Below are 21,492 nucleotides of genomic sequence, written 5' to 3'. Positions count from 1 at the left end.
TACTGTGGATATGATTACAATAATGGACAAGATTTATATGGAGAAACTAAAATTAATGATGGAGATAAGAATGTAAATAATAATGCTAATAGTCTTATTATAGAATTTAAAGATAAGGATGTTGTAAAGAAGAATTCAGCAGGAAGTTCGGTATATGCAGGAGTAGGAAATCTACCTAATAAGCTTATAAAGTTAACAAGAATAGATAATGAAACTGGTAAGGATAAAATAATAGTACATCCAACAACAGCTTCTGGTATTATAGGATTTATGCCTAATAGTGTATATAAATTAAGCATAGGAAGTATAACAGATAATTCAGGAAATTTAATGACTAATTCACAAACAATAAACTTTACAACAGGACCTGCACCAATGCTTCAATTAGATAGAAGTGCTTCTGAATTACAAAACACAGGTTCATCAATAAATGTAGGAAGCTTAATAACAGACATAAAAACAGATGGAAGTTATAATGGCTTTGTTATAAATGCAGAAAATAATTACTATACTGGGGGACTTACCAATGTTTCGCAGGATACTGTGAAAATATGTGATTATGAAAGTGGTACTGAAGTTTCTAAAGATGCTTACACAGTTGATGAATCTTGGGATGATGAAGACATAATAATAAAACCTAAAGCTAATGGTTTAGAGAAAAATAAAATATATTATGCTGTAATAAATGGAGTTACAGATATTGCAGGAAATCCAATATTAAATACAGATAGTGATGTTCAAAACCAATATAAATTTTATTTTAAAACAGAGATAGGAGAAAATACTTTTAAAGACAATAAAAGTAGGGCTCAATTGTCTAAAAAGGGTGATGTACAAGAAAGTAAATCAATTATACAAAATGATGCACCAATGCGCAAAATAAATAAAGAAGAATCTAAAATTATAACTACTAGTTCAGCAATTAATATGGAAAATTTAATACCAGATATAGATACAGATGGAAGCTATAGTGGTTTTATAGTAGAAGCAGAAAAAGGAGTTAAGGAATTTAGAAATGTATCAAAATCTTCAGTTAAGGTATATGAAGGGGATAATAACAAGGCTTTAGATGAGAGTTCCTATACAGTAGACTTGTCACAAGATAAAAAGAAAATAGTGATTAAACCAAGTGCAAATAAACTCAATAAAGATAAAACATATTATGTAGTGATAAAGGGTATAACAGATGAAAATGGAAATTTAATAAGTAACACAGATGAAGGCAATAAAAATCAATATAAGTTCTATTTTAAAACAAAATAGCTGCTATAAGAATTGACCTTTTATTAGGTCAATTCTTTATATCTAATATTTTTTAATAAAGGAATGATACCATGAATTTTTATGAAAACAATATAAAAGTATTAAGAGATAAACATAAAATAGATATAAAAAAAGAAGTACAAGGTGTTGGGGAAACTAATGATGGAATTGTATTTATAGAAAAAGATAAAAGAATATATTTTGACTATGAGGATAAAAGAATAGATGAATACGTCAAAAATATAGAAGAAGAGAAAAAGGTTTACATACTAATTGGCTTTGGAATTGGAATATGTGCAAAAAAAATTTTGAATTGTATAGGTAATAGTAAACTAATAATATTTGAAAATAATCAAGATATATTAAATTTTGCACTAAGAAGAGAAGATGTTTCGTACATATTGAAAGATGAAAGAGTAACTATTGAATTTTGTAATAACAAAAATGTGGATTTTGTGCTCCAAAATAATGTAAGAAGTATGTTTTTTTCTGACAAAGTGAATGTTGTTATTTGCCCCGGGTATAACGAGATAGATGTAGATTTTGTGAAAACCTGTGTAGAAAATATAAAAAAAGCATTTAATAATGCAGTGGTCAATAAAAATACACTTGCAATAATATCAGAGAATATACTCGAATGTGTTTTTGAAAATATACCATATATTATCAAAAGTAATTCTATTAGAAATTTAAAAAATATATTTAAAGATAAGACTGCTGTAATAGTTTCATCAGGACCATCTTTAAGTAAAAATATTCATTACCTTAAGGAATATAATGATAAAGTAGTTATAATAACGGGATCAAGGAATTTGGATTATATGGCAAGCGAAGGGATAATACCACATATAGTATGTACAGTGGATAGTTTAGACATAGTATATGATTTTACTAAAAATTCTTTCGATAAGGAGCTTTATTTTGTTAGTACAGAACATGCTAATGCAAAAACAGTAAAGAAGTTAGAAGGGAAGAATATATTTGCTACAGTATTGTTTAATGACTTTATAAATAAGATAACAAAAAATAAATATGATAAGTTTCCAGGAATATCATCCGTAGCCCATTTGTGTAGTCTTATTGCCGTATATTCTGGTTGTAAAAATATTATGTTTATAGGACAAGATCTTGCATTTACAGATAATAAGTTTCATGATGATTTTTCTGGGGCTAGGTATGAACATAATAAAATAGATAATAGAAGTGATTTGTTTTATGTAAAAGGAAACTATGAGGAAAAAGTTTTAACTAATATGTCCTTTCAAAATTTTAAAGAATGGTTAGAAAAGTATATAGCTGAAAATAAACATATTAATTTTGTGAATTGTACTGAGGGTGGTGCAGAAATAAAGGGCACTAAAGTAGCAAGGTTTAAAGAAATGCTAGAAAAGTTTTGCGAAGATAAAATAATGGCTGAAATTGCATTAAAGAAAGCATATACTACAACTGAAAAATTTGATAAGTATAGAATTGTTCATGAGATTATGAAAATTGAAGAAGAAATTATGTTTATAAAAGCTCAATATATTAATGGTGTTGAATTATGCAAAGAAATATATGCTTATAATAATGGCAATATTAAAATTGACATTAAAAAAGTAGTAAGTGAATTCTCAAAAATAGATGAAGCAGCTGAAGGAAAAATTTATATAAATAGTCTTATAAATATACTTGCACTTGTTCCGCTTAAAAAAATTATAAATAATAAAGAGTTTGTCGAAAGTTTAAATGATACTCCAAAAATTAAAGGAATAAAATATGCACTTAGAAATAAGGCTGTTTGTGAACTTTATATACAATGTATGGATAAGATCTTAAGTCTAATTAAGAAATGTATTGAGGAGGTTGAAGAATTGTAAAAAGAAAAGGGTCTTGAAAATATATCAAGACCTTTTTACTGTTAATATCTATAAAGTATACAAGAACAAGTACTTCCGGCACCAACAGTCCAAAATATAACATAATCGCCTTTATTCAATTCGTTGTTTTCTATTGCGTTTGCCAAAGCTAATAATGGACTTGTAGTACCAGTATAACCAAATCTATCGCCTATGAATGTGAATTTATTTTGGTTTTCTTCTAGTAAATCACATACATATTCTATACCTCCCTTTGAAAATTGGGAAATAAAATATTTTTTTATATCACTTTTTTTTAAGTTATTTCTTTCTAATAGTATATTTATTGATATTGTTGCACTAAGAAAAGTACCTCTATTGTCAAAATCATTCCACTCTACCAATTTATCTTTTATAGGTAAACTTTTGTCGTGTATTGCCGAAGATAGACCCTTAGCAGGTAGAACAACTTTATCATGAGTGCTTGAATTTGTATAAAAATCAGAATCTATAAAGCCATTTTCGGTATTTGAGATGTTTTCCAAGAGTATCGCACAAGCTGAATCTCCAAAATTTGCGTAAGTAATAGCTTGGTCATATCTTGAATATCTGTTTAATTGGTCAGAACCGACAATAAGAGAATATTTTATATTTGGATTATTTCGCATAGACCTACTAGCTTGATCAATTGCTACAAGCATACCAGCACAGTTAGCGTTTAAATCATAGACTGTTGATTTTGAGCTTGCTCTTATCGATTCATGAATCTCTATTGCATTGGATGGAGAAATATATTCGGGTGTGCTTGTAGAGAATATTATTGTATTTATTTCATTAGGATCGATTTTTGATTTTTCTAGAAGTTTCTCAGTAGCCTTAATTCCCATTGTAAGAATTGTTTCATTTATGTCGTTAGATATATATCTATATTTTCTGCCAAAAGCGCTCAACAATGATCTTATGTCTATTCCCTGTTTATCAAAATGTTTGATAAAATAGTCATTTCCTACTAAATTGTCAGGGTGATAGTATGCGATGTCTTTAATAACAGCATTATTACTTAACAATTTATTACACCTCTATTAATTAAATTTTTGTAAATATATAAAATAAGTATGTATTTATATTATATTGAAAAAATGAACAATATAAGAAATACATACTTTATTTTACATTATATATGATAAAAAGTCAATTTTTTATTATATTTTACATATACTAATTAATTTATACTTATTATTTTTTATTTAAAATTTCTGATAAATCGTTAATGTTTGAATTAACCTCATTTATTGAATTCATAACGCTTTCGATAGAAGCAGCTTGTTCTTCAGTTGATGCACTTACTTCTTCTGTAGCTGCAGTAGATTCTTCACAAATTGTAGATAATTTTTTCATAGAATTAAGAGAATTATTTTTTTGTTCTTTTATTTTCTTAAGTTCTAAATCAAAGTTATTTATTAATTCAATAATATTATCAGAGGATGTTAATATTGATTTAAAACAATCAATAGTTGTAGATAACTTTTTATCAGATTCACCCATTACATCTTTATTGTATTTCATAGTTTTTTGAGCATTGTGAACTATGCTTATTATTTCGCCAAGAATATCAGATACCTCTTTCGTAGATGTAGAGGATTGTTCGGCAAGTGTTCGTATTTCTTCTGCTACTACAGCAAAGCCTTTGCCTGACTCTCCAGCTCTAGCAGCTTCTATTGCGGCATTTAAAGCTAATAGGTTAGTTTGTTCGGCAATTCCGTTTATTGTTTGTATTATATTTCCTATTGAAGTCGATTTTTGTGATAAATTTTCGATTTCATCAAATACAGTAATTGTAGATTTTACATTTTCATTAAATTTGTTTGAAAGTTCATCTATTGCATTCATACCTGAGTTATTGTTGGACTTAAGATTGTTCATACTATTTATAGCTAGGTTTATTTCATTTTCAGCGTTTGATATACTATTTGCTAAATCATTGAATATTTTAAAAGTAATTTCAACCTCGTTGTTTTGATTTATTGAACCAGAAGCAATTTGCTGAGAAGATTCTGAAATTTGTTTAGAAGCTATGTTAAAATTATTTATTGATTCAAATATATAAGTATAAGATTTTTTAAGGGTATCAACTATACTTTTTACTTTGTTACTTAAATTTGTTTGATAAGTCAATAATTTATTAGTTTCAGCTTCTTTTTCTTCTAAATCAATAAATGATTTGTAAGTTTGATCAGCTACAAGAGCAGCAATAGCAGCAGCAGTTATAAATTCAAAAAGTAAGAATATCCATACAGCAAAACTATTTAGTTTTAAAAATGAATCTTTGAAAATAAATCCTAATATAGAATTTGAAACTATGGTTGCAATACATTCAACGATAACCACTTTTTTGCTATAGTAAGCTACTGCAAGTATTAATGTTAGAAAATAAGCTTGTGTCATAGCACCAAATTTTCCATCATTTGAATAAGCGATAACAATTGCACCCATAACAGGTACGACAGAAATATATAGGTATTTAGCATATTTATTAAGGGGTTTTTCAAAGATTTTTATTAGTAATGCAAAGGCAGAACCAACAAAAGAAACAACATCCTTTGATGTACCATTTAAAAATAATTCAATAAAAGCAAATGCTATAAAGGGCATTGAAAAGTCTATTGCAAACAAATAAAAGTTCATTTTTTTTTCTGTTTTATTTAATAAGTTAGAATTCATTATAATCACCTCATAATACCTTTGTTAACAAGGTAAGACATTATTAAAATTTAAAGAAAACTCTTAATTTCTTTAGCTACTTCTTCGGCATGTACTACTAATAAAAAATGTTTTCCGCTTTCAAAGATTTTCAATTGAGAGTTCGGTACTTCCTTGTCTATGATTTCGGAATATTCTACAAGAGTAAGAATTTCATCTTTGGCAACAAGAGCCAATACTGGTATATCAATATTTTTGAGTTCTGGAACTAAGTTAATTAGTTCGCAAGCAATTAAATCATTTATCATTATTTCTTTGTTAGTTTCAAATGTTTCAAAGTACTTTTTGGATAGGGGATTTTCTATACCACCTACACATTTAATTAAGTAATTCATGTCAATTTGATTGTGATAAATCTCTTGTGAAAAGTCTGTATTTAATTTAAATCTAGCCCCACCACTTAATGAGATAACTTTTTTAACATTAGGTAATTTTTTTAATGCTACACCTAAAACTATGGCTCCCCCCATACTATAACCTATCAAAGTAATATCTTCTTGATTTTTTGTTGCTTCACAGGTCTGAATAAAATCAACGACATTATCAATATAACCATATACAGTAGATGAACACTGGCCTGTACTTTCGCCATGACCATTTAAATCAATAAGTATACAATTATAATCTTCTAAGTATTTTTGAAGTTCTCCAAAAACTTTTAAATTACAACCGCTTCCATGTATAAAAAGCAGTGTTTTAGAACTATTTTTATTGCCAACTTGTAAATAATGTAACATAATACTCACTCCCTAATATTATTTGTTAAGTACGTAAAGAAATATTTTTAAAAAGGACTAATAAAATGATATATTTTTGATATGTAAATAAATATAGTAATTTAATGAAAATATATTTCAATTATACACTTTTTGCCAAGCTAAATCAAAGTGTTGTATTAATGTAATGTTAAATTTAGTAACTAATCATTTTATTTGATATTAAAGTAATTATTATTAATAATTACTTTATAGGTAATATTTCGTATATTTTTTTGATTATTTTATATAAAAATAAAAATTTACCAGAAATAATCATATTATAAGGTTCTTTGATTGCATCAGCAAGTAAATTAACTAAAATACTATTTACTTAAAGTTATATTTTTGTTAATTTATACAAAAGCGTAGGGCCAGTACGATAAGACAAAAATTAATATCTAATTACATGTTTAATTATTATATTGATTTATCATCAAGTGAATAGAATTTAATTGAAGTCGGTTTAATTAAATTTAGTAGTACATTAGGTAAAAAGAATATGCAACAAAAAATATTTGATTATTTTTTATTAAGTATAAATGTTTTAATTTCATTTGCTACTTTTTGAGCTTCTACTACTAATAGGAAATGCTTACCTTTTTGAAAAACTTTCAATTCTGAATTTGGTATTTCTCTATTTATAATTTTTGAATATCCAACTAAAGCAACCCTATCATCTTTTGCTACAATAGCTAATACAGGAATATTAATATTTTTAAGTTCAGGCACTAAGTTAATTAGTTCGCAAGCTATTAAGTCATTTATCATTATATCCTGGTTTGATTCAAGTGTTCCTAGGTATTTTTTACACAGCGGATCAGTTATGTCACCAGTACATTGTATTAGATAATCTAAATCAATTTGATTGTGATAAATTTTTTTTAGGAATTCTGAATTTAACTTGAATTTGGCACCACCACTTAAAGAGACAATTCTTTTTATATTGGGTAATTTTTTTAATGATATACCTAATGCTATAGTACTCCCCATACTATAACCTATCAAAGTAATATCTTCTTGATTTTTTGTTATTTCATTGTTTTCAATAAAGTCGGTAACAGTATCAATATAACCATACACAGTAGAAGAACACTGACCTTCACTTTCACCATGACCATTTAAATCAATAAGTATACAATTATAATCTTCTAAATATTTTTGAAGTTCTCCGAAAACTTTTAAATTACAACCGCTTCCATGTATAAAAAGCAATGTTTTAGAATTGTTTTTATTACCAACTTGTAAATAATGTAACATAATAATCTCTCCCTAATATTATTTTTAAATAACTAATTATAATTTAGTGTTTTTCTTATGAATATAAAGTAAAAAAATCAAAATATGATTTTATTATATATTTTCTACCAATCAAAATCAAAATATTATATGATATATCACCATTTTAGTTAATATTATGAGAATAATGATATTATTGATAATATTTTACATATTTTTTAAAAAGAATATATAAAAATAAAATTTTATTAAAAATAGTAATATTATGAAAAGTATTGTTTACATAGGCGATTAAACAAACTAAAATAGTAGTTGAATAAACTTATATATATGTAAATTTATTCAATAAAGGATGAGGAGGTGTCTAAAACGTATAGGAAAAAAATAAAATTAAATAAAAGGGGGGAATATAGTGAAAATTAAATTAAAGCGAAAACGTGAAAAAGTTTCTTTTTTATTAATGTTTTTACTGGCATTAACTTTAGTGTTAGTAACTCATTCTAAAAATGTTTATGCTTTTTCAGGTTCAGGAACTGGAACAACAAGTGATCCTTATGTTATAACTTCAAGAGCTGAACTTCAAGAAATAAGTAATAATTTAACAGCAAATTATATACTTAATTGCGATATTGATTTGGAATCAACTGAATGGACACCAATTGGAACAGGTTCAGCTAAATTTAGTGGAGTACTAGATGGAAAAGGACATACAATAAAAAATCTCTATATAAACAAGTTAGATTTGGGACAAAATGGATTGTTTGCATATATAAATTCTGCAACTATAAAGAATTTAAATATGAAAAGTGTAAATATTATAGGTGGAAATGATACTGGAGCTTTAGCAGCTAACGTAACAGGAACAAGTACAATTGACAACTGCTCAGCTGATGGAAAGATAATAGCTGATGGAACTACAGGTGGATTAGTAGGAAATGCAAATAGTCTTAATATAAGCAATTCGTACTCCGCTGTAAATGTAACAGGAAAAGGAAATTATGTGGGTGGACTTGTAGGACAACTTGTAGGAAATATAAAATCCTCATATGCCATAACAGATGTAGTATCTAAAAGTGGGAGTTATACAGGAGGACTTGTAGGAGCAATAACTGGAGATATAACACAAAGTTATACAACCAATAATGTAATTTCGGCTGGAGATTATACAGGTGGAGTTTCTGGATGTATTAATGGAAATGTTAATAAGTGTTATGCAACAGGAAGTGTAACTTCTTCTGGAAGTGGTATAGGAGGAATTATTGGGAATGTATATTCAGGAACAATACAAAATAGTTTTAACTTAGCGTCAGTTAGTGGAGCATCAGGTGTTGGAGGAATACAAGGAAATGGTAATGGCAGCATAAGTTACTGCTATTCTTCTGGTAAGATAACAGCATCTGGAACTGGTGCAGGAGGAATAACAGGTGTAAACAACACAGTAACAAGTAGCTATTATGATGGAAATGCATCAGGTTATATTCCTCAAACTGCAAATGACAAAAGTAGATCCACAACTTCAATGAAAATGCAAAGTACATTTAACGATTGGGAATTTATAAACACGTGGGCAATAGATGAAGGAAAGTCCTATCCATATTTAAAAGATTTAAAAAAGCCTAGTGGAGTAACTGATGGTCTTCCTTCAGGAGAGATGACAAGTGGAAGTGGAACTGAAGCAGATCCTTATATAATAAGCACTGTTCAGCAGCTTCAAAATATAAATTACAATTTAAGTGCTCATTATAAACTTCAAAATGATATAGACTTAAGTGGATTAAATTGGACACCAATAGGTAACAACAGTGTGCCTTTTGTAGGAGTTTTAGATGGAAACGGACATGCTATAAAAAATCTTTCAATGAATAGACTTGGTTTAGAGCTAAATGGACTATTTGGCAGTATGAGTAATGCAACTGTAAAAAATTTAACTTTAAGCAATGTGAATATAATAGGTGGAAAACATATAGGAGCTATTTCTGGAAATGTAACAGGAACAAGTAAAATTGATAATTGTTCAGTTGATGGAGTGATTAACACAAGTATAAATGGTACAGCAGATTCCTATATTGGAGGACTTGTAGGACAAGCTACTGGAAGTTTAAACGTGAGTAATTCAAATTCAGCAGTAGTGATAACAGGTTCTGGTAATAGAATAGGAGGACTTGTAGGAGAAATTACAGGAAATATAACTAATTCGTATGCTACAGGAAATATAACTTCAAAGAGTGGAGCCTATACTGGAGGTCTTGCAGGAGTCTTAGGAGGAAATATGACAACAAGTTATGCAACAAATACTGTAAGTTCTCAAGGAGATTTTACAGGAGGATTAATAGGTTGTTTAGGTGGAACAATAGATCAATGTTATTCAGCTGGAAATGTAATATCTACAGGAAATAACATAGGAGGAATCTCAGGACATGTAGATTCAGGATCAATAAAGAACAGCTTCAATCTTGCTCCTGTTACTGGAACATCATGTGTTGGAGGAATTCAAGGAAATGGAATTGCAAGTATAGTAGATTGTTATTCTGTGGGAAAAATATCTGGAAGTTCAAGTTTAGGTGGACTAACAGGTGTTAATACTGGAATAACTAATAGCTATTATGATGGAATAACAAGTGGATATGCCCCTCAAAATGCTGGGGATATCAGTAGTATGATAACATCAAGCATGAAACATAGAAACAAGTTTATAGACTGGGAATTTATAAATACTTGGGCAATTGATGAAGGGACATCTTATCCATACTTGAAAAATGTAAAAAAACCTAATGGACTAAATAATGGAGAGGTACTTAAAGGTAATGGAACACAGGATGACCCTTATATAATAAGTACTGTAGAGCAGCTTGAAAATATAAAGTATCAATTAAGCGCAAGCTATAGACTTAGTAATGATATAGATTTATCAGGAGTTAATTGGATAGCTTTGGGAAATAGCAGTGATCAGCCATTTACAGGAACTTTAGATGGAGCAGGTTACTCAATAAAAAATCTATCTATGAATAGACTAGGAATAAATTATACAGGTCTATTTAACTATTTAAGTAGAGCAACAATAAAAAATCTTAAACTTGATAATGTAAATATTATTGGAGGTAATTATACAGGAACTTTAGCAGCTTACAGTACAAGTAGTACCATAGATAATTGCTCAGTTAGTGGAGCGGTTACAGGATATACTTTTACAGGAGGATTAATAGGACAGGGAGTTGCTGCAACTAATATAAGCAATTGCTCGGTTAGTGCCACAGTAAATGGAGATAGTAAAGGTTCAGCATCGGGTAATAGGCTTGGAGGAATAGTAGGCGATCTTGGTGGTAATATAACAGGATGTAGTGTTACAGGAGATATAACTTCTAAAGCAGGAAATTATGTAGGAGGTTTAGTTGGAGTTCTAACAGGAAATATAACAAAAAGTTCTGTTTCTAATAATATTACAGCTCAAGACTCTTATGTAGGAGGCTTAGTAGGGTATCTTCAGGGTGATGTGAATCAGTCATATACAGCAGGAAGTATAACTGGCTTGGATATTGTAGGAGGCTTAGTAGGATATTCGTATACTGCTTACAATGTTTCTAATCCTAATATATTACAAAACAGTTTTAATTTAAAGTCAGTTCAAGGAAGAAATTATATAGGTGGAATTCAAGGATATGATCAAGGATGCATAAGAGGTGTTGGAGATTATTATGGGAGTGGTCATTGGTATGGTGATGCAACAATACAAAATTGTTATTCGTCAGGAAAGATAACAGCACAAGGAGCTGTTGGAGGCTTATCAGGTACAGACACTATAATAAGTAATAGTTATTATGATGCCATTTCTAGTGGATTTTCACCCCTAAATGCAGTAGATGTAGGAAGGATTACTACATCAATGAAGCAGCAAGGAAATTATACAGGGTGGGATTTCATAAATACTTGGAGGATAGATGAACTTACTTCTTATCCATATCTTCAGCTTTTGCAAAAACCAACAGGAGTTACAAAAGGACTTCCAACAGGAGAAGTTGCAGGAGGAAAAGGAACGGCAGATGATCCGTATATAATAAGTACAGCACAGCAGCTTCAGAATATGACAAATGATCTTAAAGGACATTATAAACTTGCAAATGACATAGATTTAACAGGAGTAAATTGGATACCAATAGGAATTAACACTATTGTTCCATTTACAGGAGTATTCGATGGAAATGGACATTCAATAAAGAATCTTTCTATGAATAAATTAGGTAATAATGCTGCAACAGGTTTATTTGGATATTTAAATGGAGCAACTATAAAGAATTTAAAACTAGATAGTGTAAATATCATAGGTGGAAATAATACAGGTGCACTAGTTGGAAATTCAGTAGGAGAAAGTACAATAGATAATTGCTCAGCATCTGGAACAATAACAGCTTACGGAAATACTGGAGGCTTAATTGGATCAGCAACTAGTTTAACAATAAATAATGCTAATTCTTCAGTAACTGTAAAGATAGTAAACGGCGATGGAATAAATGGTGATAATGTAGGTGGATTAATAGGAAACCTTACAGGAAAGATAACAAGTAGCTTTGCAACAGGAGATGTAACTTCTAAAAATGGTAACAATATAGGAGGACTTGTAGGTGCTATTACAGGAAATATTACAAAATGTTATACAACTAATAATGTTAATGCTATTGGAAATAATGCTAATGCAACTGGAAACTATGTAGGAGCACTTGCAGGAAATATAAGCTCTGGAACAATTGATAAGTGTTATACAACTGGAAGTGTAACAACAACTGGAAGCTATGTAGGAGCACTTGCAGGAGTAACTTCTTCAGTAACAATAAATAATAGCTTTAATTTAGCTAGTGTAACTGGAGTGAATTATGTAGGTGGAATACAAGGCTCAGGAAATGTAACTATGAATTATTGTTATTCAACTGGAAAAATAATAGCTACTGGAAGTTATGTAGGTGGATTAACAGGAAATACTGCATCAGTAACAATAAACAGCAGCTACTATGATGCAATAGCAAGTGGATACACACCTCAAACAGCTGATGATGTGAGCAAGATAACCTCATCAATGAAGCAGCAAGGTAATTTTCTTAAGTGGGAGTTTGTAAATACTTGGGCAATAGATGAAGGAAAATCATATCCGTACCTAAAGGATATGCCAAAACCTGATGCAGTAGAAAATGGAGTTCCAGCAGGAGAGGTTGCAGGAGGAAAAGGAACAGCTAATGACCCATATATAATAACAACAATTCAGCAGCTTGAAAACATACAATGTGATCCATCAGCATACTATAAGCTTGGTTCAAATATAGACCTTAAAGGAATAAATTGGACACCAATAGGAATTAACAGCAATGTGGAGTTTACAGGAACCTTTGATGGAAATGGATATACTATAGAAAATCTCACTACCAACAGACTTGGAACAGATGTAACTGGATTGTTTGGCTATGTAAATAATGGAACTATAAAAAATTTGAAACTATCAAACGTAAATATTATAGGTAGAAATGATACTGGTGCTATAGCAGGAGTGGTAACAGGAACAAGCACAATTGATAACTGTTCAGCAGATGGAACTATTACTGCATACGGAAATACTGGAGGTTTAGTTGGATTAGCTAGTGGACTTAATATAAGCAATTCTAATTCAGCTGTTAAGGTTACAATTGTAGATGGAATTGGTTTGAATGGTGAAGTAGTAAATGGTGACAATGCAGGAGGTTTAGTAGGAAACCTTACAGGAAGTATAGTTAACTCATATGCTACTGGTGATGTAGTATCTAAAGCAGGAAGATATACAGGAGGACTAGTAGGAGAAATAACAGGAAATATTTCAAAGTGTTATACAACTAATAATGTAACAGCTAACGGAGAAGATGTTGGAGGAATTATAGGATGGATTAATGGAACAATTGATCAATCTTATGCAACAGGTAGTGTTACTTCAATATTAGTACAGGGGAGTACAACTTCTACAGGAAACTGTGTAGGTGGACTTGTTGGATATATGTATTCAGGTACAATAAAAAATAGCTTTAACATGGCTAAAGTAACAGGAAACTCTTATGTTGGAGGAATAGAAGGATATGTATATTCAAGTTCTAATATAAATTATTGCTATTCTACTGGAAAGATAATAGCAACTGGAAGTTATGTAGGTGGACTTACAGGAAGCTCAGCAACTATAACCAGCAGTTATTATGATGGAATGGCAAGTGGATATGTTCCACAAAATTCGAATGACATAAGTAGGATTACTTCAGAAATGGAATGGCAAGAAACCTTTAAAAATTGGGAATTTATTAATACCTGGGGAATAGATGAAGGAAAATCTTATCCTTATCTTAAAAATGTAACTAGACCAAACTCTGTAAATGTAATTTCTCAAAATAGTTCAGTTGGAAAAGGAACTAAGGACGATCCATATATTATAACAACAGTAGAACAATTAGAAAATATGAAGTATGATTTAGGAGCATATTACAAGCTTGGCGGGGATATTGATCTTACAGGAGTAAATTGGACACCAATAGGAAATAGCTCAGCACAGTTTATAGGAAGCTTTGATGGAGATGGATACTCCATAAAGAATCTTTCTATGGATAACCCAGGAGTTAATGTAAATGCTTTATTTGGATATATTAAAGGTGCAACTATAAGAGCTGTTGTTATGAAAAATACTAACATATTAGGCGGAGATTATGCAGCAGCCTTAGTAGCAAATGCATCAGGAACAAGCACAATTGATGGATGTTTAGCAATAGATGGTACTGTTTCAGGAGGAAATTATGTAGGAGGATTAGTTGGTTATGGAACTGGTTTAAATATAAGTAATTCATCTTCAACAGTAACAGTAACAGGAAAAAATGACAATGTAGGAGGACTAACTGGAAGTCTTTCAGGAAATATAACTAATTGCTATACAATTGGAGATGTAGTATCAGATGGTAATAATGTAGGAGGACTTGTTGGAAGCATAACAGGAAATATAACAGGTTCATATTCTAATGGTAATGTAACTTCCAATGCAGCTAATAATGTAGGAGGACTTGCAGGAGTACTACAAGGACAAATATCACAAGCTTACTCCACAGGAACTATTAAAGGAGTAAACAACATAGGAGGATTAGTAGGAAATTCAAGTTCAAGTACAATTCAAGATAGTTTTAATATAGGCGATGTAAGTGGAACAAATTATATAGGTGGAATACAAGGAAATGGAAGTGCTAAAATAACTAATTGTTACGCAGCTGGAAAAGTAACAGCAACAGGAGCAAATGTAGGAGGAATTACAGCATCATCAGCAGCTACAATAGTAAAAAGTTATTTTGATACTACAGCAGCAGGAATAAAAACACCTACTGATCAAGCAAAAGTTACCGCCGATTTGCAAAGTCAGGCAACCTATTTAGGTTGGGATTTTGTATTTACTTGGGGCATTGATAAAGCTTATCCATACCTTAAAAGATTATCAATACCGCTATTTCCAGGTTCAGGAGATCAGACAAAAACTGTAGATGGTTTTCAAGTTGTTAAAACAACAGGTACCAGCATAAGATTGCAGTGGAATCCAATACGTGGAGTAGCAGGCTATGATATAGAAGTAGATGGAAAAGTTATAGATAATGGTACAGACATAACTTATACAGCAAGAAATTTAACTCCAGGTACAAGTCATACTTTTAGAGTTAGACTAAGAACAAAGGATGGAGTAGGAGCTTGGACAGATTTAATCACACAAAGTACACCAAATGATTTAGGAAATGTAGCGGCAATAGTAACAAGTACTACTATAAAATTAAGCTGGGCAGCAGTTACAGGAGCCACAGGTTATGATATAGAAGTAGATGGAAATATAATAGATGCAGGAAACAATACTAGCTATGAAATTGATGGTTTAACACCAGGAACAAGTCACAGCTATAGGGTAAGAATAAGAACAGATAATGGTAATGGTGAATGGAGTGATCTTCAGACTAAAACAACTCCAGGCGAAGTAGGAAATGTAACTTCAAGTGTAACAGGAAAAACTATAGATGTTTCATGGTTAGCTGTACCAGGAGCAACAGGTTATGAAATAGAAGTGGATGGAAAAGTAGTAGAGAATGGAACAATGACTAGCTATGAAGCAAAGGATTTAGTGGCAGGAACAACTCATACCTTTAGAGTAAGAGTAATAACAGCAGATGGAGTAGGAGATTGGAGTGCCACAACTACCAAAACAGCTTTAGATACAATTTTGGTTAAGGATGTAAATATAGCAGTAACAGGAACTTCAATGAATTTAAGTTGGACAGCAATAACAGGAGCAACGGGCTATGATGTAGAAATAGATGGACAAGTAATTGATAATGGAAACAATACAAGCTATACAGTGAAAAATTTACAGCTAGGAACAACTCATGTTTATAGAATAAGACCAAAAACAGCAGATACAGTAGGAAACTTCAGTGATAAAATAAGTAAAACAGCATTATCAGTATTAACACCAAATGATGTAAATGTAGTTGTTTCAAATGGAGCGATAAGTTTAAGTTGGACAGCTATTACAGGAGCAACAGGATATGATGTAGAAATAGATGGACAAACAATCGACAATGGAAATAGCACGGTTTATACAGCACAAAATTTAGATAATGGTTCAACACACACTTATAGAATAAGAGCAAAATCACAAGATACTGTAGGACAATTTAGTGATAGTATAACAAGAACTATTTTATGTTCAATAGCTTCTAGTGATGTAACAGCAGTAGTTACAGATAGCACAATAAATTTAAGTTGGGCAGCAGTTAATGGAGCAACAGGCTATGATATAGAGGTAAATGGACAAATAATTGATAATGGCAGTAGTACTAGTTATCAATTATCTAAATTAATAGCAGGAACTACTTGTGAATTTAGAATAAGAGCAAGATCAGCAAGTGGAACTGCAATTTGGAGTGTACCTATTTTTAAAACTACTTTAGGAATAATATCAAGTGACAGCATAAAAGCAGTTGTTACAGGTACATCAGTAAACTTGACATGGGCAGGAGTTAATGGAGCAACAGGATATGATGTAGAAGTAGATGGTAAAGTAATTGACAATGGAAATAGTACAACCTATTCAGCATCAGGTTTACAAGCAGGAATAACCCATGTATATAAAGTAAGAGCAAAAAATGCAGATACAATAGGACAATGGAGTGGTGACATTACAAAAACAACGCTAGATTCAATAACAGGTGTAACTACAACAGTAACAGGAACATCAATAAAGTTAAGTTGGGCAGCAGTTACAGGAGCAACAGGCTATGATGTAGAAATAGATGGGCAAACAATCGATAATGGAAATAGTCTAGTATATGAAGCTGACAACTTAAAAGCAGGAACAGCACATACTTATAGAATAAGACCAAAGACAGCTTCTGGAGTTGGAGATTTTAGTGACCCAATAACTAAAGTAGCGTTAGATAAAATTTCTACAGACAGTATAAAGACTAATGTTACAGATACATCAGTTCAGATAAATTGGACAGCAGTTACAGGAGCAACAGGCTATGATATAGAAGTGAATGGACAAGTAATTGATGTAGGTAGTAACACTACTTATACTGCAGAAAATCTAGTATCTGGATCAGTCTTGAAATTTAGAGTGAGAGCAAAATCAGATAGTGGAGTAGGAGAATTTGGAGATTTTATAACTAAAACTGTTTTATCAACAATATCAGTAAATGATATAACAGCTTCTGCTACAGATACATCAGTAAAATTAAGTTGGACTCCAGTTATAGGAGCAACAGGCTATGATGTAGAAGTAGATGGACAAATAATTGATAATGGAAACAATACTTCATATGAGGCTGATGGTTTAGAGTCAGGTATAACTCATACTTACAGAGTAAGACCTAAAACAGCAGATACAATAGGAAACTTTAGCGATAAAATAACAAAAACAACCTTAGCAGTGGTTAAGGAAAGTGATGTAACTACAATAGTAACAGGAACATCAATAAAATTAAATTGGGCAGGAGTTACAGGAGCAACAGGTTATGACATAGAAGTAGATGGTAAGACAATAGATAATGGTAATAGTACCTCATATGAAATGACTAACTTGACAGTAGGAAGCACACATGTATTTAGAATAAGAGCTAAAACAGATAATGGTTGTGGAGATTGGAGTACTATTATTAATAGAACAGCATTAGGAGCTATAAGTACAGACAATGTGTCGGAAGTAGTAACCGGTACATCAGTAAAACTAAGTTGGACAGCAGTAGCAGGAGCAACAGGTTATGATGTAGAAGTAGATGGTAAAGTAATTGACAATGGAAGTAGTACTGTTTATATAGCCACAGGACTTGATGTGGGAATAACTCATACCTACAGAATAAGACCTAAAACAGCAGATACAATAGGAGATTTCAGTGATAAAATAGTAAAAACAACACTATCAGTAATAGACATTAGTACTGTAGCATCAGAGGTAACAGGTACATCAGTTAAACTTGAATGGACAGCAGTAGATGGAGCAACAGGCTATGATGTAGAAGTAGATGGTAAAATAGTAGACAATGGAAATAGTACTGTTTATGAAGCTGATGGACTCAATCCAGGAATAACCCACACATATAGAATAAGACCTAAAACGGCATCAGGTGTTGGGGAGTTCAGTGATAAAATATTAAAGACAACATTAGATACACTAAAAGAGAAAGATATAACATCATTAGTAACAGATACATCAGTAAAATTAAGTTGGACAGCAATTAATGGAGCAACAGGTTACGATATAGAAGTAGATGGTAAAATAATAGACAATGGAAATAGTACTGTTTATGAAGCTGATAATTTAGAAACAGGAGTAACTCATCATTATAGAATAAGAGGTAAGACATCTTTAGGCGTTGGAGAATGGAGCGAAACTGTAACTAAAACCACACTAGCAGTAGTAGCAGCAAGTAATGTTTCAGCAACAGCAACAGGAACAACAATAAGTTTAAATTGGGGAGCAGTTACGGGAGCAACAGGTTATGATGTAGAGGTAGATGGTACAGTAGTAGATGCAGGAAGCAATACAAACTATCAAGTTAATAATTTAACTCCAGGAACAAATCATGTTTTTAGAATAAGAGCAAAAACCGGAGAAGGTACAGGAGAATGGAGCGTACCAATAAACAAAGCTACATTATCAATAATTGCAATTAAGGATGTTACAGTAGAAACTACTTCATCATCAATAAAACTTAATTGGAACAAAGTAGATGGAGCAACAGGCTATGATGTAGAGGTAGATGGCACAGTAGTAGACAATGGAAACAATACTTCATATGAATTCACAAATGTAGAGGAAGGTGTAACGCATACCTTCAGAATAAGAGCAAAGATAGATAATGGAGCTGGAGATTGGAGCATGCCAATTTCAAGAACTATTTTATCTAAGCTTTCCTCAAGTGATATAACAGTAGCTTCAACAGATAGTTCAATAAAATTGAGTTGGTTAGGAGTTAAAGGAGCAACAGGTTATGATGTGGAGGTAGACGGAAAAGTAGTAGACAATGGAAACAGTACTTCATATGAACTTACTGGCTTAAATATAGGAACAACACATACCTTTAGAGTAAGAGCAAAAACATCTGATTCAATTGGTGAGTGGAGTGAAAATGTAACAAAAACAACTTTAGGTGTAATATCATTAGATAATGTAACAGCTTTAGTAACAAATACAACAATAAAATATACTTGGAATGCAGTTAATGGTATATCTGGCTATGATGTAGAATTTGATGGAAAAGTAATAGATAATGGAAACAGTACAACCTATGAAGCTGATGGTTTGACAGCAGGAACAACACATACCTTTAGAATAAGAGAAAAAACTAGTGATGCTTTTGGTGACTGGAGTGATATGACACATAAGACAACTTTAGGTGTGATATCAAAGGATTCAGTAACTTCTTCAGTGAATGATACAACTATAAGATTAACATGGCAGGCAATAATAGGAGCAACAGGTTATGATGTTGAATTTGATGGTAATGTAATAGACAATGGAAATAGCACAGTATATGAAGCAGATGGTTTAACAAGTGGTACTGACCATAAGTTTAGATTAAGGGCTAAGACTTTAGATACAATAGGACAATGGAGTGATGAAATAGATAAAACAACTTTAGCGGTTATAACTCCCAATAATATCAATGCAACAGTGAGTGCATCTTCTATTAAATATACTTGGAATACAGTAAATGGAGCAGATGGCTATGATGTAGAGATTGATGGAAAAACAATAGATAATGGAAATAGTACAGCTTATGAAGTGGATGGTCTTAATCCAGGAACAAAGCATACTTTTAGAGTAAGAGCAAAGGCAAGCAATACAGTTGGTGAGTGGAGTGATTTAATAAACAAAACAACCTTGGCAGTAATAACTCCAACAGATGTAACTACAACTACAACACATACTTCAATAGAATTAGCTTGGAAGGCAATAGAAGGAGCAACAGGGTATGATATTGAAGTAGATGGTAAGGTGTTAGATAATGGAAATAATACAAGCTATAAAGTAGATGGATTAGCTATAGGATCAAGTCATACTTTCAGAATAAGAGCTAAATCAGAAGATACAATAGGACAGTGGAGTGACGTAATTAACGGAAGTACGCAGGCAATCGATAAAGTAAAAAATACAACAGTACAAGCAACATATAGTTCAATAGAATTAAAATGGGATGCAGTAGATGGAGCAACAGGCTATGATGTTGAGATAAACGGTAATGTAATAGACAATGGAAATAGTACAACATATACAATTAAAGGAGATGCTAATACCACATACAATTTTAGAATAAGAGCTAAAATATCAAGTGTATTTGGAGATTGGAACGATGTTGTTACAGGAAAATTATTGCCAGCGCCTAACTTGAGTGTTGAAGCAGACAATAATAATTTAATGGCAGGAGATACTTTTACAGTAATTGTAGACATGAAAAATGTAGTGAATATAATTTCAGAGGATATAACTGTACAGTATGATTCAAATTTATTTACCTACGTTAGTGCAGAACCAGTAGATTCAAATGTAAACCAAGTTTATTATGCAGATGATTCTACAGCAGGTTCTGTGAGAATTTTAGGTGGAACTACAGGAGATAGTGCATTGAATTCTGACAGTAAATTATTTAAACTTACATTTAAAGCTAAAAATGCATCCGGAAATGGAGCAATTAGTGTAACTCAAGGTAGTATTTCAGATAAAGATGGTAAAAACTATACAGCAGCGTGCTCAGGTCAAAATTTTAGCATAATAAATTGTGATGTAAATGGAGACGGAAAAATAGATATGCTAGATGTCAATATAGTATCAAGACTTATAGGAACAACAAAAGATAAATGGGGAAATTATAACCCAGACGTAAACGGAGATGGAAAAGTAGACGACCTGGATAGACAATATGTAGCTAAAGCAATGATAGCTAGTAGAAATAAGCAGAAGTAAATAAAAATAAGTAAACAAAAAGCTGTTCTAAAGATGAGATATATTCATTTTTAGAGCAGTTTTTTTGTTATTTTAGTATATTGTATAGATGATAAATTCAATAGTAATAATTTCTTTACAATACTTTAAATTACAACTAAAATTAAAATTAGAT

The 21,492-nt window shown here is 31.1% G+C and carries 8 protein-coding genes; 3 read left to right on the top strand and 5 right to left on the bottom strand.

Features of this window, described 5'->3' with window-relative positions; translation table 11 throughout:
• Window positions 1-14: 14 nt before the first annotated feature.
• Window positions 15-299 carry a hypothetical protein gene (locus tag CLFE_RS17385; RefSeq protein WP_139356187.1) on the bottom strand — a complete coding sequence of 95 codons (285 nt, stop codon included), beginning with the start codon at window positions 297-299 and terminating at the stop codon, window positions 15-17.
• Between CLFE_RS17385 and CLFE_RS17380 the strand changes: the two genes are divergently transcribed.
• Window positions 271-1,263, top strand: coding sequence for an Ig-like domain-containing protein (locus CLFE_RS17380; RefSeq protein WP_077894147.1), 993 nt, complete (start codon window positions 271-273; stop codon window positions 1,261-1,263). The two genes, CLFE_RS17385 and CLFE_RS17380, sit on opposite strands and share 29 nt — an antisense overlap.
• Window positions 1,264-1,334: 71 nt before the next feature.
• Window positions 1,335-3,122 (top strand): motility associated factor glycosyltransferase family protein, encoded by a 1,788-nt coding sequence (locus CLFE_RS17375; protein WP_077894146.1) that lies wholly within the window; start codon window positions 1,335-1,337, stop codon window positions 3,120-3,122.
• 41 nt (window positions 3,123-3,163) lie between these two features.
• On the opposite strand, the gene CLFE_RS17370 is transcribed toward CLFE_RS17375, so the two are convergent.
• From CLFE_RS17370 to CLFE_RS17355, 4 genes are all read right to left on the bottom strand, one after another.
• Entirely contained in the window at window positions 3,164-4,168 is a 1,005-nt protein-coding gene (locus CLFE_RS17370) for a ketoacyl-ACP synthase III (RefSeq protein WP_077833939.1), read from the bottom strand.
• Window positions 4,169-4,337: 169 nt separating this feature from the next.
• Entirely contained in the window at window positions 4,338-5,822 is a 1,485-nt protein-coding gene (locus CLFE_RS17365) for a methyl-accepting chemotaxis protein (RefSeq protein WP_207651395.1), read from the bottom strand.
• A gap of 50 nt (window positions 5,823-5,872) precedes the next feature.
• The gene (locus tag CLFE_RS17360; RefSeq protein ID WP_077894145.1) at window positions 5,873-6,598 is read right to left on the bottom strand and encodes an alpha/beta fold hydrolase; all 726 of its coding nucleotides are present in this window, start codon (window positions 6,596-6,598) and stop codon (window positions 5,873-5,875) included.
• Window positions 6,599-7,138: 540 nt separating this feature from the next.
• Window positions 7,139-7,876, bottom strand: a complete 738-nt coding sequence (locus CLFE_RS17355) for an alpha/beta fold hydrolase (RefSeq protein ID WP_077894144.1) — start codon at window positions 7,874-7,876, stop codon at window positions 7,139-7,141.
• Window positions 7,877-8,267: 391 nt separating this feature from the next.
• Here CLFE_RS17355 and CLFE_RS17350 point away from each other — a divergent pair, with 391 nt between their 5' ends.
• Window positions 8,268-21,338 carry a fibronectin type III domain-containing protein gene (locus CLFE_RS17350; protein ID WP_077894143.1) on the top strand — a complete coding sequence of 4,357 codons (13,071 nt, stop codon included), beginning with the start codon at window positions 8,268-8,270 and terminating at the stop codon, window positions 21,336-21,338.
• The last annotated feature ends 154 nt before the right edge of the window (window positions 21,339-21,492 follow it).

The sequence above is a fragment of the Clostridium felsineum DSM 794 genome (assembly GCF_002006355.2).
In the GTDB taxonomy this organism is placed as follows: domain Bacteria; phylum Bacillota; class Clostridia; order Clostridiales; family Clostridiaceae; genus Clostridium_S; species Clostridium_S felsineum.
This window is presented reverse-complemented; position numbering and strand designations above follow the sequence as displayed.